Origin of the sequence: Herbaspirillum sp. WKF16 (assembly GCF_028993615.1) — a bacterium.
Lineage (GTDB): Bacteria > Pseudomonadota > Gammaproteobacteria > Burkholderiales > Burkholderiaceae_D > Herbaspirillum.
In genome coordinates this window covers 3,087,617-3,102,083 of sequence record NZ_CP118632.1, presented here as the reverse complement: position 1 = coordinate 3,102,083, position 14,467 = coordinate 3,087,617, and the positions used below count along the sequence as shown (strand labels likewise).

General features: G+C 64.6%; 15 protein-coding genes. 10 read left to right on the top strand and 5 right to left on the bottom strand.

From position 1 onward, the window contains the following. Position 1: 1 nt before the first annotated feature. Positions 2-283 carry a hypothetical protein gene (locus Herbaro_RS14055; RefSeq protein WP_275010247.1) on the bottom strand — a complete coding sequence of 94 codons (282 nt, stop codon included), beginning with the start codon at positions 281-283 and terminating at the stop codon, positions 2-4. A gap of 275 nt (positions 284-558) precedes the next feature. After that, the gene (locus Herbaro_RS14050) at positions 559-2,259 is read right to left on the bottom strand and encodes a methyl-accepting chemotaxis protein (RefSeq protein ID WP_275010246.1); all 1,701 of its coding nucleotides are present in this window, start codon (positions 2,257-2,259) and stop codon (positions 559-561) included. Positions 2,260-2,491: 232 nt separating this feature from the next. On the opposite strand from Herbaro_RS14050, the gene yaaA reads away from it, so the two are divergent. After that, positions 2,492-3,268: a peroxide stress protein YaaA gene (yaaA, locus tag Herbaro_RS14045; RefSeq protein WP_275010245.1), complete on the top strand. Its 777-nt coding sequence runs from the start codon at positions 2,492-2,494 to the stop codon at positions 3,266-3,268. Between the two features lie 76 nt (positions 3,269-3,344). Here the strand turns inward: yaaA and Herbaro_RS14040 are convergent, their stop codons facing one another. After that, positions 3,345-4,145 carry an outer membrane protein assembly factor BamD gene (locus Herbaro_RS14040; protein WP_275010244.1) on the bottom strand — a complete coding sequence of 267 codons (801 nt, stop codon included), beginning with the start codon at positions 4,143-4,145 and terminating at the stop codon, positions 3,345-3,347. A 120-nt stretch (positions 4,146-4,265) separates the two neighbouring features. Between Herbaro_RS14040 and Herbaro_RS14035 the strand changes: the two genes are divergently transcribed. Continuing rightward, positions 4,266-5,384, top strand: coding sequence for an RluA family pseudouridine synthase (locus tag Herbaro_RS14035; protein WP_275010243.1), 1,119 nt, complete (start codon positions 4,266-4,268; stop codon positions 5,382-5,384). A gap of 15 nt (positions 5,385-5,399) precedes the next feature. After that, positions 5,400-6,146, top strand: a complete 747-nt coding sequence (gene pgeF, locus Herbaro_RS14030) for a peptidoglycan editing factor PgeF (RefSeq protein WP_275010242.1) — start codon at positions 5,400-5,402, stop codon at positions 6,144-6,146. A 72-nt stretch (positions 6,147-6,218) separates the two neighbouring features. Here the strand turns inward: pgeF and Herbaro_RS14025 are convergent, their stop codons facing one another. Further along, the gene (locus tag Herbaro_RS14025) at positions 6,219-7,136 is read right to left on the bottom strand and encodes a LysR substrate-binding domain-containing protein (RefSeq protein ID WP_275010241.1); all 918 of its coding nucleotides are present in this window, start codon (positions 7,134-7,136) and stop codon (positions 6,219-6,221) included. Positions 7,137-7,275: 139 nt separating this feature from the next. On the opposite strand from Herbaro_RS14025, the gene Herbaro_RS14020 reads away from it, so the two are divergent. Together Herbaro_RS14020 and Herbaro_RS14015 are read left to right on the top strand one after the other, a co-directional pair. Further along, positions 7,276-8,043, top strand: a complete 768-nt coding sequence (locus tag Herbaro_RS14020; RefSeq protein WP_275010240.1) for a sulfite exporter TauE/SafE family protein — start codon at positions 7,276-7,278, stop codon at positions 8,041-8,043. A 3-nt stretch (positions 8,044-8,046) separates the two neighbouring features. Next, on the top strand, positions 8,047-8,292 hold the full coding sequence (locus Herbaro_RS14015; protein ID WP_275010239.1) for a hypothetical protein: 246 nt from the start codon (positions 8,047-8,049) through the stop codon (positions 8,290-8,292). A gap of 124 nt (positions 8,293-8,416) precedes the next feature. Here the strand turns inward: Herbaro_RS14015 and Herbaro_RS14010 are convergent, their stop codons facing one another. Further along, the gene (locus tag Herbaro_RS14010; RefSeq protein ID WP_275014022.1) at positions 8,417-8,665 is read right to left on the bottom strand and encodes a hypothetical protein; all 249 of its coding nucleotides are present in this window, start codon (positions 8,663-8,665) and stop codon (positions 8,417-8,419) included. A 58-nt stretch (positions 8,666-8,723) separates the two neighbouring features. Between Herbaro_RS14010 and phaC the strand changes: the two genes are divergently transcribed. The 5 genes from phaC (at position 8,724) to Herbaro_RS13985 (ending at position 14,334) form a co-directional block, all read left to right on the top strand. Next, entirely contained in the window at positions 8,724-10,517 is a 1,794-nt protein-coding gene (phaC, locus tag Herbaro_RS14005; protein WP_275010238.1) for a class I poly(R)-hydroxyalkanoic acid synthase, read from the top strand. A gap of 160 nt (positions 10,518-10,677) precedes the next feature. Beyond that, on the top strand, positions 10,678-11,418 hold the full coding sequence (locus Herbaro_RS14000) for a 3-ketoacyl-ACP reductase (RefSeq protein ID WP_275010237.1): 741 nt from the start codon (positions 10,678-10,680) through the stop codon (positions 11,416-11,418). A gap of 370 nt (positions 11,419-11,788) precedes the next feature. Beyond that, entirely contained in the window at positions 11,789-12,346 is a 558-nt protein-coding gene (phaR, locus tag Herbaro_RS13995) for a polyhydroxyalkanoate synthesis repressor PhaR (protein ID WP_275010236.1), read from the top strand. 219 nt (positions 12,347-12,565) lie between these two features. Beyond that, positions 12,566-13,942 carry a 30S ribosomal protein S12 methylthiotransferase RimO gene (rimO, locus tag Herbaro_RS13990; RefSeq protein WP_275010235.1) on the top strand — a complete coding sequence of 459 codons (1,377 nt, stop codon included), beginning with the start codon at positions 12,566-12,568 and terminating at the stop codon, positions 13,940-13,942. After that, positions 13,942-14,334, top strand: a complete 393-nt coding sequence (locus Herbaro_RS13985) for a hypothetical protein (RefSeq protein ID WP_275010234.1) — start codon at positions 13,942-13,944, stop codon at positions 14,332-14,334. The genes rimO and Herbaro_RS13985 overlap by 1 nt, the downstream gene beginning before the upstream one ends. Positions 14,335-14,467 lie beyond the last annotated feature (133 nt).

Below are 14,467 nucleotides of genomic sequence, written 5' to 3'. Positions count from 1 at the left end.
TCTAGTTGTCGATGCCGCGGTTGTCCGATGGCGGCATGCCTTGCCCGGCGAAGCTGTCGCCGCGTTCCAGCGCATCATACCCCTGGTCGGTGACGCGCCAGAAATTATGCATGTCCACCGCCGCCAGGCCGCGGTCGTGCAGCAGGCGCAGGTGATGCAGGATGATCTCCGGCGCCACGTGTCCGGGCAGGGCGGTCTGGATCTTTTCGACGTCGCCGTAGATGGTGCCGAAGGAGGCGAGCTGCTTGAGGATTTCGCCCATCAGGGCCTTGTCGCGTTTCATGTTGGTCTCCTTGCCCGCGGGGCGCGGCTGCTGCGATCGGAAGTTGTGTTTTTGCCCATGCTGTCGATATCACCGTAGTCCTTGCAGGCATTGACCGCAAAGCGCGCTGCAAGTGCCGACCTTTCGCGCCGCGCCCGCATCGGGCTATTGTATTGATTAACGGCAAGCGGCGCCGCGCACTTGAGCCGGCGCATGAACATGGCTGGAAGCGCAGAGGCGGAAAATCTCAGAATTGCTCCCACGAACCGCCGTCGTCGGTCGGCGCGGATTTCGGTTCATTCTTTTTCGGCGGCAGCGCCGGCGCCTTGGCGGGGGGCGTGCCGGATGGCCTGCGCCGCAGGCTTGGCGACGGCAGCGGGTTTGGCCGCCGGCCTGGCCGGCGCTCTCGGCGCCGGCGCTGCATCCGCGCCGGCGACGGCCGCGTGGCTGCGGTCCAGCTTGAAGACGCTGACCAGACCGGCCAATTTCTCGGCCTGGTCTTGCAGCGACCCGGCTGCGGCCGCCGCTTCTTCCACCAGCGCCGCATTCTGTTGTGTCACTTCGTCCATCTGCGCGATCGCCGTATTGACCTGCTCGATGCCGTCGCTCTGTTCGGAACTGGCGGCGGTGATCTCGCCCACGATGTCGGTCACGCGGCGCACGCTGGAAACCACCTCGGTCATGGTCTGGCCGGCTTGCTCCACCAGCTTGCTGCCGGTGTCGACCTTGGCGACCGAGTCGTCGATGAGCGACTTGATTTCCTTGGCGGCCGAGGCCGAGCGCTGCGCCAGCGAACGCACCTCGGAGGCGACCACCGCGAAGCCGCGGCCCTGCTCGCCGGCGCGCGCGGCTTCCACCGCCGCATTGAGCGCCAGGATGTTGGTCTGGAAGGCGATGCCGTCGATCACGCTGATGATGTCGACGATCTTGCGCGAGGATGCGTTGATGGCGCCCATGGTGTCGACCACCTGTCCGACCACGCTGCCGCCCTGGACCGCGACGTCGGAGGCCGAGTTGGCCAGCTGGTTGGCCTGGCGCGCGTTGTCGGCGTTCTGCTTGACGGTGGAGGTGAGCTCTTCCATGGCCGAGGCGGTTTCTTCCAGCGAGCTGGCTTGTTGCTCGGTGCGGGAAGACAGGTCCAGGTTGCCGGAGGCGATCTCGCGCGAGGCGGTGCTGATGGTGTCGGTGCCCTGGCGCACCTGGCTGACGATGCGCAGCAGGCTGTCGTTCATGGCCTTGAGCGAATGCATCAGGCGTCCGGTCTCATCGCGGCCGGCGGGTTTGATGTCCACCGTCAGGTCGCCTTCGGCCACGCGCTCGGCGACATGCATGGCGTCCTGCAGCGGCCGCGAGACGATGCGAGCGACCCAGGTCGCCAGCAGCAGCCCCAGCGCGATGCAGCAGGCCAGTATGGCGATGATCATGGTGCGCGCGGTCTCGTAGTTCACCTGGGCGTCGCGGTCGGTGGCGTCGGCGGCTTCGACGTTGAGCGCGACCACCTTGTCGAGCGTGTCGAACAGGCGCAGGTAGACCGGCGTGACTTCCTTGATCAACACCTCGCGCGCCTCGTCGGTCTTCTGCCCGCGCACGCCGGCGGCGATCTTCTGATGCAGCGCGGTGAAGGCGGCAAGGTCGGCCTTGATGGCGGCGAAGTTGGTCTTCTCGGCCGGGGTGTCGGTCAGCGGCGCGTACTTGTCCATGGCGGCGTTGAATACGCGCAGCTGGGTGGCGATCAGTTTCTCGTTGTCCTCCACCTTGTCCTCGTTGCCCGGCAGCAGGTGCTGCAGCTGGACCGTGCGGATGCGCGCCAGCGCCACCTTGGCCTCCAGCGGGTAGCGCACGCTGGGCAGGGAGTCGGTGGCGATATCGGTCGAGGCCTGGTTGACCTTGGCCAGTTGCACGATGGAAAACACGCCCTGGATGGCGGTCAGCAGCTGGATCGCGGCGAAGGTGATGAGCAGCTTGCGGGCGATGCGCAGGTCGTAGAACCAGTTCATGGTCGTTTCCCTTCGGTGGTGGAAGTGCGGAACGTGACGCGGGCGGCGGGAAGCGGCCTGCCTGCGGGAGATGCTGGCACAGTGTAGGAGCGGGGCCGGCGCGACAAAAGCCGCAACAGCGCGGTCTTTGCGCGGCAAATTCGCGAACCGCAGCGGCTCGCGGGCGCGGCGGCGCACGCAATGGCCGAGCTTTCGGTATCATTGCGCGAACCTGTTGACTGGATGAAATCCCATGCTGATTGTTTTGTCTCCCGCCAAGTCGCTCGACTACGATACGGCGCCCACCACCGACGTCCACACCACACCCGGCTTCATCCCGCGCTCGGCCGAACTGATCGAGGTGCTCAAGACATTGTCGCCGGCCCAGGTTGGCAGCCTGATGGGCATTTCCGACCAACTGGCGGTGCTCAACGTGAATCGCTACGCGGCATGGTCGCGCAAGTTCAGCGCGAAGAATGCCAAGCAGGCCGTGCTGGCCTTCAACGGCGATGTGTACGAGGGGCTGGATGCCGCCTCGCTCAACGCCAGGCAACTCGATTTCGTGCAGAACCACGTGCGTATCCTGTCGGGCCTGTACGGCATGCTGCGCCCGCTGGACCTGATGCAGCCTTACCGCCTGGAAATGGGCACCAAGCTGGCCAACCCGCATGGCAAGGACCTGTACGCCTTCTGGGGCAACGAGGTGACCGAGGCGCTCAATGCCGAGCTGGCCGCGCAGAAGGCGCCGGTGCTGGTGAACCTGGCCTCGGAAGAGTACTTCAAGGTCGTCCGGCCGAAGTTGCTCAAGGCCAAGGTGATCTCGCCGGTGTTCGAAGACTGGAAGGGCGGCAAGTACAAGATCATCTCGTTCTACGCCAAGCGCGCGCGCGGGCTGATGGCGCGCTACGCGGCGCTGAAGAACATCAGCCAGCCGGAGAAGCTCAAGGGCTTCGACCTCGACGGCTATGCCTTCGCCGAGGATGCCTCCACCGAGAGCAGCTGGGTGTTCCGCCGCAAGCTGGAAGCCTGAGTCTTCACGGCGGCAAGCAATAAAAAAGCCTCGCATTGCGAGGCTTTTTTATTGCTTGGCGGGCAGTCTGCGTGGATTACCAGATCTTCCACCACGGCTTGGCTTTCTGCTTGGGGCCGCCGTTATACCAGGTGCTGTTCGGATAGGTGGCCTGGATCACGCGTTCGGTGTCGTCGCGCAGCTTGGTCTGGCCCAGCGCTTCGTAGGAACGCATCAGGATGAACAGCGCTTCTTCGTTTGCCGGTGCGTCCGGGTATTGCTTGATGGCGGTCTGGGCGCGGTTGGCGGCCGAGACATAGGCGCCGCGGCGGAAGTAGTAGCTGGCCACGTGCACGTCGTACTGCGACATGGCGTTGACCAGGTACTTCATGCGGGCGATGGCGTCGGGCGTGTACTTGCTGTCGGGGAAGCGTTCGGCCAGCAGCTTGAACGAATCGAAGGCGTCGCGCATGGCCTTGGGGTCGCGTTCGGTGTTGTCCTGGTCGGTGAAGGTGTCGAAGATGCTGGTGCGGTCGTTGAAGTTGATCAGGCCGCGCAGGTAGTACATGTAGTCGACGTTCTGGTGGTTCGGGTGCAGCTTGATGAAGCGGTCCACCGCAGCCAGGCCCTGCGCCTGGTCATTCTGGCGATAGTAGGCGTAGGCGATGTCCATCTGCGCCTGCTGGGCATAAGTGCCGAACGGATAGCGCGATTCCAGCTTCTCGAAGTACTTGATCGCCTTGTCATAGCCGCCGGCGTTCAGTTCGTCCTTGGCTTCCGAGTATAATTTCGATGCAGACCAGCCTACGGTCTCGTCCTTCTGCTCCGGCAGCAGGCCGCAGGCCGTCAGCGACAGGGCAAAACCGAGGGTGATGAGCTTCAATAAGATTTTGTGCATGACTTTCGTGTGCTTGTCTGGATGCTTACCGTTTTTGCTATATCTGGCGCGAGCGCCTTTGCGAGCCGGCTGCAAGGTTACCCCGAAATACAATCCCGCCCGATCCCGCGATTATAGCTGATGTCACGTAAGAAACCCCCTCAGATTACAAATGCCGAACAGGCTGTAAAGACAGACCTGCCCGACGATGACGAATTCATCGAGGGCGAAGACGCCGCCGACGAATCCTCCGCCGGACTGGCGCCCATTTCGCTGCGCCTGGACGACGACGCCATCGGCCAGCGCCTGGACAAGGTGCTCTCCGGCCTGATCCCCGATTTCTCGCGCAGCCGCATCCAGCAATGGATCGAGGACGGCCACGTGACCGTCAACGGCGCCCCGGCCAAGATCAAGATGATCATGCTGGGCGACGAGCAGGTGGAAGTGGCGCCGCAACCGGCGCCGCAAGACCATGCCTACGGCCCCGAGCCGATGGCGCTGGAGATCCTGCACGAGGACAAGTCCATCATCGTATTGAACAAGCCGGCCGGACTGGTGGTGCACCCGGCCGCCGGCAACTGGACCGGCACGCTGCTCAACGGCCTGCTGCATCATTGCCCGGCGCTGGCCAAGGTGCCGCGCGCCGGCATCGTGCACCGGCTGGACAAGGAGACCAGCGGCCTGATGGTGGTGGCCAAGACCCTGGCCGCGCAGACCGACCTGGTGCGCCAGCTGCAGCGGCGCAGCATGAAGCGCCAGTACCTGGCGCTGGTGTGGGGCCTGCCGCATCTCTCCGGAACGGTCAACGCGCCGATGGCGCGCCACCCGCGCGATCGCATCAAGATGGCGGTGTCGCAGAGCATGACCGCCAAGCCGGCGGTGACGCATTATCGCCGCCTGGCCACCGGCGAGATCGACCGCAAGCCGGTCAGCCTGGTGCATTGCCGCCTGGAGACCGGGCGCACGCACCAGATCCGTGTGCACCTGCAGTCGCTGGGTTTCTCGCTGGTGGGCGACTCCCTGTACGGCAAGCCTCACCTGGTGCCGGTCTTCCCGCGCCAGGCGCTGCTGGCGGCGCGCCTGGGCCTGGTGCATCCGACCTCGGGCAAGTTCCGCCAATGGGCGGCGCCGTTGCCGGAAGACATCGTCGCATTGCTCACGCGCGCCGGCATCGACCCGGCGCTGGCGGTGGTCCCGGAAATGTCCGAGGAGCCGGATCCCGTGACCGGCGACACGGACGATGAAGACGACGAATATTGACTTGATGGGTCACCCATGGAATTGCTGATTCCCCAATGGAGTGCGCCGGCCAACATCGGGGCGTTGACCACGCTGCGCGCCGGCGGCTTGAGCCCGGCGCCGTATGGCGACGGCCGCGGCGGACCGGGCCTGAACCTGGGCGCCCATGTGGAGGATGATCCGGCGCTGGTGGCGGGCAACCGCGCGCTGCTGCGTCGCTTGCTGCCGCAGGAGCCGGGCTGGCTCACGCAGGTGCACGGCACCGCGGTGCTGGATGCGGCTGCCTTGCCCGCGCAGGCGCAGGCCGACGGCGCAATCAGCAGCACCCCCGGCGCAGTGTGCGTGATGATGACCGCCGATTGCCTGCCGGTGCTGTTCTGCGACCGCGCCGGCGCCGTGGTCGGCGCGGCTCACGCCGGCTGGCGCGGCCTGGCGGCGGGCGTGCTGGAGAACACCGTGGCCGCCATGCGCGCGCGCGGAGCCCTGGACATCATGGCCTGGCTGGGGCCGGCCATCGGCGCCGAGCGCTTCGAGGTCGGAGGCGAGGTGCGCGAGGCTTTCGTGCAGCATGCAAACGCGGCGGCTGCGGCCTTTCGGCCTTACGAAGGCCGGCCAGGGAAATTCCTGGCCGACATCTACCTGCTGGCGCGCCAGCGCCTGGCGGCCGTCGGTGTCGAGGATGTCGCCGGCGGCGGCTTGTGCACGGTTGCCGATACGCGCTTCTACTCTTATCGGCGCGACAAGACGACCGGGCGCATGGCTTCGCTGATCTGGCTCAAGTAGCCGACGGCGGCTTACCGATCCAGTCGTGAATGGCGGCCCCGGGGGCCGCCATTTTTTTTGCCTGTCCGTCCGTCATCCGGATGTGACGGGGTGTTGCCGGGGATGCGCCTGCAAGGCCTGGATCAGTTCGCGCGTATGTCCAGGCATGCCGTCCAGGCCGCGCACGCAGATCAGCAGCTGGCGGCGGCTCCAGGCGTCCGACAGCGGCACCGCGCGGATCTCCATGTGGGCGGCGCAGGTGTGGGCCGCGGTTTCCGGAATCACGGCCACGCCGACCTGCCGCTCCACCATGCGGCAGATGCCGTCGAAGCTGCGCAGGCGCACGCGGTACTGCAGCCGCTTGCCGGCGCGGGTGGCGTGGCCCGACAGGTGTTGCTGCAAGGCGCTGTCGCCGGAGAGACCGATGAAGTCCTCGCCCAGCAGTTCGCCGAAGCCCAGCGATTTGCGCTTGGCCAGCGGATGGCGCCTGGCCAGCACCGCCACCAGGTGGTCCTGGCGGAACGGGAAGGTCTGCAGCGGCCCGCTATCGGTGGAGTCGGCGATGATGCCGACGTCGGCCACGCCGTCGACCACCGATTGCACCACCTCATAACTTAGTTTTTCTTCCAGTTCGATATCTGTGTGCGGATGGCGCGCGAGGAAGTTGGCCAGCACCTCGGGCAGGAACTCGGTCATCGCCGAGGTATTGCACAGCAGCCGGATGTGGCCCTTGAGGCCTTGCGCATACTGGCCCAGCTCATCGCGCAGCTGCTCCATCTGCTGCGCCATCATGCGCGCATGGTGCGCCAGCGCGCGGCCGGCGTCTGTAGTCTGGACGCCGCGCCGGCCGCGCTCCAGCAGCGCCGCGCCCAGCGCGTCCTCCATATTGCGGATGCGCGCGCTGGCCGAGGCCAGCGCCATGTGCGAACGGGCGGCGCCGGCGGTGATGCTGCCGGTTTCCACGATGTGCAGGAACAGGCGCAGGTCGGAAAGTTCGAATCGGTTGCTCATGTCGGGCAGGGCGCAGAAGGGTTGAGCCTTCGTTCAAGCCGAAGGCTGGGTAAGTGTATTCCACATTTTCAGGCGCGGCGAGCGCTGGCAGACTGGGAACACTCTCAATTCGGCGCAGGCCGCCTCTCCGGTTCCCATCATGCAATCCTTGCTCTCATTCATGGACATGAATGCCGCCGTGCTGGCGGCTTGTCTCGCGGTGTTCCTGCTGGCCGGCTTCGTCAAGGGCGTCATCGGCCTGGGCCTGCCGACCGTGGCCGTAGGCCTGCTCAGCCTGGTGATGTCGCCGGTGCAGGCGGCCGCGTTGCTGATCGTGCCTTCGATGGTGACGAACGTATGGCAGCTCCTGGCCGGCGGCGCGTTCCTGGCGCTGGCGCGGCGCTTGTCGGGCATGCTGGCCGGGATCGTGGTCGGTACGCTGGCCGGCAGCGGCTTCATGGGCGCCGACGGCGGCCGGCGCGCCATCGTCGCGCTGGGCGTGGCGCTGGTGCTCTACGCCGTGGCGGGCCTGGCATCGTTCAAGTTCTCGGTGCCGGCGGGGCAGGAAAAGTGGTGGTCGCCGGTCGTCGGCCTGGCGACTGGCCTGGTGACGGCGGCCACCGGCGTGTTCGTGATTCCGGCCGTGCCTTACCTGCAGGCCTTGAACCTGGAGCGCGATGAGTTGATCCAGGCGCTGGGCCTGTCGTTCACGGTGTCCACCGCCGCGCTGGCGATCAACCTGGGGCAGGGCGGCGCCTTCGGCGGCCAGGTGGCCGGGGCCTCTGCGATAGTGCTGTTGCCGGCGCTGCTGGGCATGGGCGTGGGCACCTGGGTGCGCGCCCGGGTCAAGGCGCAGACCTTCCGCCGCTGTTTCTTCGCCGGGTTGCTGCTGCTGGGCCTGCACCTGGCGTCGCACATCGCGGGGTAGGCGATGGACGCCTGCGGATGGAAGATCGAAGGGCCTCGCCTGCAGCCGCAGAACGAGGTCCATGTCTATGCCTATGTGGATGGTTGCATGATCGGCATGCTTGACTGCGAGTTACGTTGCGGCGCGCTGCAGTTACGCATGGCTTATGTCTCGCCGCCGTGGCGCGGCAGCGCGGTATTGCGCGACATGCTGGCGGCCCTGAGGGGGCGCTATCGCCGCATCCAGGTGGCGCGCATCCGACCCCGCTGAAGATCACCATTCGCCGCCGGTGCGTTTGGTGCGCCGCGCAACCCGGGCCGCGCCGGGTCGGCGCAATCACATTCGCGGTGCATCGGCGGCGTTGGTCGCCATCGCTCTTTCGGGTAAGTCCGGCTCAGGATTCGTTGCTGTCCTGCTCGCGTTTTGCCGAGCCTTCAGTTGCCGGCTCTTCCTTGCGGGCGGCCTTCATTTTTTCCTGCTTTTGTCGATTCCGCTTGCGTTGCGGCGTACCCATCAGGTATAAAACAATGGTCAAGGGAAATACGCCGTACAGCAGGAACGTAGTCACTCCGGCGACTGCGGATTGTTCGGTGATCGACATCATGAAGACGACGTAGAGCCATGCGATAGCGACGATGTACATGGTGATGCGGGAGCGTCGAGACAAACCGTAACGATACGCGAAAATTGCAGATCCGAGCATGAACAAGCAGAATCCGCAGCAACCCTCTCCCGATGTATCCGCATGGCTGGCGCAGATGTCCGACCCGAAGTTCTGGACCTCACTGCAGTCCCAATTCCAACAATTCCAACCTCAGCTGCAGGGCTTCCCGGGCATGGGCTTGCCTCCCGGCGGCGGACAGTTCGACCCGTCCTCCCTGGCCCGGCAGCTGGGCGAGATGGGCGCCTCGCTGGATCCCGCCGAGCTGGGCCGCATCCAGCAGGACTACGCGCAGCAGTTCTCCGAACTCTGGCAATCGATGGCAGCCTCCAAGGCGCCGGCCATCACCGACCGCCGCCTGTCGGCGCCGGCCTGGCAGGAAAATCCCTACTTCGCGTTTCAGGCGGCCGCCTATCAGTTGAATTCCCGCTTCATGCTGTCGCTGGCCGACGCCGTGCAAGGCACCGACAAGGTGCGTCACCGGTTGCGTTTTGCGGTGCAGCAAATGATCGATGCGATGTCGCCCGCCAACTTCCTGGCAACCAATCCGGTGGCGCAGCAGAAGATCATCGAGACGCGCGGCGAGAGCCTGACCAAGGGCATCGCGCAACTGCTGGCCGACCTGCAGAAGGGGCACGTTTCGCAGACCGATGAAAGCGCCTTCGAGGTGGGCCGCGATGTCGGCGCCAGCGAAGGATCGGTGATCTACGAGAACGAGCTGTTCCAGCTGATCCAGTACGCGCCGCTGACCAAGACCGTGCATGCGGTGCCGCTGCTGATCGTGCCGCCTTGCATCAACAAGTTCTACATCCTCGACCTGCAGCCGCAGAATTCGCTGGTGCGCTACACGGTGGAGCAGGGGCATACGGTGTTCCTGATCTCCTGGCGCAATGCCGACGCCTCCGTTGATGGCGCCACCTGGGACCAGTACGTCGACGACGCCGTGGTCAAGGCCATCCACATCGTGCAGGAAGTCAGCAAGCAGCCGCAGATCAATGCGCTGGGCTTCTGCGTGGGCGGCACCATCCTGTCCTGCGCGCTGGCGCTGCTGGCCGCGCGCGGCGAGGATCCCGTCTCCAGCCTGACGCTGCTGACCACCTTCCTCGACTTCGTCGACACCGGCGCCATCGACGTCTACATCGACGAGATGCAGCTGGCCATGCGCGAGCAAATGATAGGCAAGCGCGGCCTGATGGCCGGGCGCGATTTTTCCAGCGCCTTCTCCAGCCTGCGTCCCAACGACCTGCTGTGGAACTACGTCGAGTCCAATTACCTGAAGGGCGAGGCGCCGACCGCTTTCGACCTGCTCTACTGGAACGCCGACAGCACCAATTTGCCGGGGCCGATGTTCTGCTATTACCTGCGCCACATGTACCTGGAGAACGCGCTGAAGGATCCGGGGCGCCTCGTCGTGGCCGGCGAGAAGATCGACCTGCGCAAGATCACTGCACCGGCCTTCATCTACGCCTCGCGCGAGGATCACATCGTGCCCTGGAAGTCGGCCTATGCCTCGGTGGCGCTGATCAACGCGGGCAAGCGTTCCAACAACCGTTTCGTGCTGGGCGCATCGGGCCACATTGCCGGGGTCATCAATCCGGCATCCAAGAACAAGCGCAACTACTGGACCAACGACAAGCTGGAAGCCGACCCCGACGCCTGGTTCGCCAAGGCGACGGAGCATCCCGGCAGCTGGTGGACCGAGTGGGCCTCCTTCCTGGCCAAGCATGGCGGCCGCAAGGCGGCGGCGCCGAAGGCTGCCGGCTCATCCAGGTACAAGCACATCGAGCCGGCGCCCGGCCGCTACGTCAAGGCCAAGGCCGACAAGATCATCTGATTTCGGAAAACAGGTCGATCAAGCCGGACAAAGAATCCGGCAGCGACAACGAAGAGGGATGCGGCCGGCGGGAAGCGCCGGCAAATGCGAACGCAAAGCACACGCGAGAAGGGGGAGACATGCAGTACCCCAATAACCATCCACACTAGGAGGCAGGACAATGAGCAAGCGTATCGCATATGTGACCGGCGGCATGGGTGGCATCGGAACCAGTATTTGCACGCGTCTGTGCAAGGATGGCTACACCGTCGTGGCGGGCTGCGGCCCGAATTCCTCGCGCAAGGACAAGTGGCTGGCGACCATGCGCGAGCAGGGCTTCGACATCCACGCTTCCGAAGGCAACGTGTCCGACTGGGAATCGACCAGGGCCGCCTTCGAGAAGGTCCGCGCCGAGATCGGCGAGGTCGACGTGCTGGTCAACAACGCCGGCATCACCCGCGACGGCCAGTTCCGCAAGATGAGCAAGGCCGACTGGGACGCCGTCATCGACACCAACCTGAACTCGCTGTTCAACGTCACCAAGCAGGTCATCGACGGCATGGTGGAGCGCGGCTTCGGGCGCATCGTCAACATCTCGTCGGTCAACGGCCAGAAGGGGCAGTTCGGGCAGACCAACTACTCCACCGCCAAGGCCGGCATCCACGGCTTCACCATGGCGCTGGCGCAGGAAGTGGCGACCAAGGGCGTGACCGTCAACACCGTCTCGCCCGGCTATATCGGTACCGACATGGTGCGCGCGATCAGGCCGGAAGTGCTGGAGAAGATCGTCTCGGGCATCCCGGTCAAGCGCCTGGGCGAGCCGGAAGAAATCGCTTCCATCGTCGCCTGGATCGCATCCGACGAAGGCGGCTACGCCACCGGTTCCGACTTCTCGCTGAACGGCGGCCTGTACATGGGCTGACGGCGCTTGCGGCGGGCGAAGCCGCCAGGCTTCGTTCGCGCAAGGAATGCGGCGAACGGAATGGCTGTTTCCGATTGCCGCATCGCTGGCGGAGCTTTGTTCTTCGCATCGCAATATTGGCTTGCCCGCTGCCGCTCTTTCCCCCCTATAATGTCCCGCATGCTGCCCTGCAAAAACCAGGGGCGGCGGCGTGCCGGAATGGCCGGCACGGAGCAGGGCAAGGCAAGTAAAAGAAAAACGAGGTAAGTGAGAGGACAGCAGAATGTCCCGGACGTCTGCGGGCTGGGAGCCGTAACTGAAGCGGCCCGCAATCGCTGCAAACAATGGCCGCATCATCGAAAGCGGCTGGAAAAGAGAGACTGGACTTCAGATGACTAATGCAAAAAATTCGGCTGAGCGCTTGATCAAGAAGTATCCCAACCGCCGTCTTTACGATACCCAGACCAGTTCCTACATCACCTTGACCGACGTCAAGCAGCTGGTGCTGGACAATGAAGAATTCACCGTGGTCGACGCCAAGAGCGGCGACGACCTGACCCGCAGCATCCTGTTGCAAATCATCCTGGAGGAAGAGTCGCACGGCGTGCCGATGTTCTCCAGCGCGGCGCTGTCGCAGATCATCCGCTACTACGGTCACGCGATGCAGGGCATGATGGGCAACTACCTGGAAAAGAACATCCAGACCTTCATCGACATCCAGAACAAGCTGGCAGAGAATTCCAAGGGCTTTTACGAAGGCAAGCCGTTCAGCCCTGAGATGTGGACCCAGTTCATGAACGTCCAGGGGCCGATGATGCAGGGCATGATGAGCAACTACATCGAGCAGAGCAAGAACCTGTTCATCCAGATGCAGGAGCAGATGCAAAGCCAGACCAAGAACATGTTCGGCACTTTCCCTTTCGGCAATCCGCCGGACCAGAAGAAGTAAGCCGTCCCCGCGACTGATGCGAATGCCGCCCGGTACTTGCCGGGCGGCATTTTGTTTTTGGCGCCGGGCGTCGCCGATGCGCCGCAGTCGCGCATCGCAGACACGTCGCGGCGGCAAATTGGCAGCTTCAATGCCGGACGATGTACAATACTGCCCTGATTTTTAAAGCATTTTTCCGCTTTCGCCAGCGTTCTTCACCGTTTTCCTAGCCAGCCTCCCATGTCCAATCCATCCGCTCCCAACACCCCGGTCCTGCCCAAGGTCGGTTTCGTCTCTCTCGGCTGCCCCAAGGCGCTGGTCGATTCCGAGCAGATCCTGACCCAACTGCGCGCCGAGGGCTACGACACCGCCAAGTCCTATGACGGCGCCGACCTGGTCATCGTGAATACCTGCGGCTTCATCGATGCCGCGGTGCAGGAGTCGCTGGACGCCATCGGCGAGGCGCTCAACGAAAACGGCAAGGTCATCGTGACCGGCTGCCTGGGCGCCAAAAAGGATGCCGACGGCGACGACATCATCCAGAAGATCCACCCCAAGGTGCTGGAAGTGACCGGCCCGCACGCCGTGGGTGAGGTGATGCAGGCGGTGCACAAGCACCTGCCCAAGCCGCACGCGCCGTTCCTCGATCTGCTGCCGCCGCAGGGCGTGAAGCTCACGCCCAAGCATTTCGCCTACCTGAAGATTTCCGAGGGCTGCAACCATCGCTGCAGCTTCTGCATCATCCCGTCGATGCGCGGCGACCTGGTGTCGCGCCCGATCGCCGACGTCATGCTGGAGGCCGAGAACCTGTTCAAGGCCGGCGTCAAGGAATTGCTGGTGATTTCGCAGGACACCAGCGCCTATGGCGTGGACGTCAAGTTCCGCACCGGCTTCTGGAACGGCAAGCCGGTCAAGACCCACATGACCCAACTGGTGGGCGCGCTGGGCGAACTGGCCGCGCAGTACGGCGCCTGGGTGCGCCTGCACTACGTCTACCCGTACCCGCACGTGGACCAGGTCATCCCGATGATGGCCGAGGGCCTGGTGCTGCCTTACCTGGACGTGCCGCTCCAGCACGCCCATCCGGATGTGCTCAAGCGCATGAAGCGCCCGGCCAGCGGCGAGAAGAACATCGAGCGCATCCAGGCCTGGCGCGCCATGTGCCCGGACCTGACGATCCGCTCGACCTTCATCGCCGGCTTCCCGGGCGAGACCGAGGCTGAGTTCGAATACCTGCTGGACTTCCTGAAGGAAGCCGAGATCGACCGCCTGGGTTGTTTCGCCTACTCGCCGGTGGAAGGGGCGACCGCCAATGAGATCGCCAACCCGGTGCCGGAAGAAGTGCGCGAGGAGCGCCGCGCACGCGTGATGCAGCTGCAGGAAGAGATCTCCAAGAAGCGCCTGCAGGCCAAGGTCGGCAAGACCCTGCGTGTGCTGATCGACGAGGTGGATCGCAGCGGCGGCATCGGTCGCACCTATTCGGATGCGCCGGAAATCGACGGCGTGGTCTACGTCAAGCCGCCGTTCGAGCCGCATCGCAAGCTGGCTGTCGGCCAGTTCGTCGACGTGCGCATCACCGCGGCCGATGCCCACGACCTGTGGGGCGCCGCCGAGTGATGTCGTCGTCGATGCTGCTGATCCGGCGCGCTCTGGTCGCCGCGCCCTTGCTGTTCTTGCTGGGCGCCTCAGGCGCGGCCACGCTGCAGCAGGACCTCATGACGCACGCCATGGTGCTGCGTGGCGAAATCGATGGCCGGCCGATCCAGCTGTCGCTGCAACCCAAGAAGAACGAAGACGGGCTGGAGGGGCGCTATTTCTTTTTTGGCGGTTCGCCGGAGATCATGGTGGCCGGCGAGGTCGAAGGCGACAGCCTGCTGATGGAAGAGTCGGTCAATGGCCGCGACGTTTCCGGCCAGTGGGATGGGCGCCGCCAAGGCAATGCGATCACCGGCACCTGGTCCAACGCCGATGGCTCGGTGAACAAGCCGTTCTCGTTGCAGATTCCCTGATCCATGAACGCCGCCGCGGCGGCATGTTCCTGCATTCCCCGGCGGCCGCTTGGCCGCCGTTTTCACTTTTATCGCGCGACCGGACGCTGCGCGCGGCTTGCTCTTTGCGTATAGTGAGGTTTTTCTGCGGCAA